Origin of the sequence: Paracoccus haeundaensis, from assembly GCF_006239215.1 — a bacterium.
GTDB classification, from domain to species: domain Bacteria; phylum Pseudomonadota; class Alphaproteobacteria; order Rhodobacterales; family Rhodobacteraceae; genus Paracoccus; species Paracoccus marcusii.
This window is the reverse complement of the sequence record NZ_VDDC01000127.1, coordinates 1-526: the sequence shown is the minus strand read 5'-3', so window position 1 is coordinate 526 and position 526 is coordinate 1. Positions and strand designations below refer to the sequence as shown.

At 64.6% G+C, this 526-nt stretch carries 1 pseudogene; it reads left to right on the top strand.

Annotated features, from left to right (window positions below):
* Window positions 1–526 (top strand): annotated as a pseudogene (locus FHD67_RS20305) (IS5 family transposase); the annotation flags it as partial.

Below are 526 nucleotides of genomic sequence, written 5' to 3'. Positions count from 1 at the left end.
TGGCTGGGCTGGCCTCCGAGGCCGCCGTCCCGAAGACGGTGATGATCGACGCGACCTATCTCAAGGCGCATCGCACGGCGACCAGCCTGCGGTCGAAAAAGGGGGGCCAGGCGACCAGAGGGGCCGTCTGATCGGCCGCACGAAGGGTGGCATGAACACCAAGCTGCATGCCGTCACCGATGCCGATGGCCGCCCGATCCGGTTTTTCATGACCGCAGGCCAGGTCAGCGACTACACCGGCGCGGCAGCCCTGCTGGGCAGTCTGCCCGCCGCGGAGTGGCTGCTAGCCGACCGGGGCTATGATGCCAACTGGTTCAGGGAAGCATTGAAAGACAAGGGAATAAAGCCCTGCATTCCCGGCAGGAAGTCGCGCGGCAAGCCAATCAAGCACGACAAGCGCCGTTACAGGCGCCGCAACAGGATCGAGATCATGTTCGGACGCCTGAAGGACTGGCGACGGGTCGCTACACGCTACGACCGATGCCCGAAGGTATTCCTATCCGCCGTCGCCCTCGCAGCAACCGTC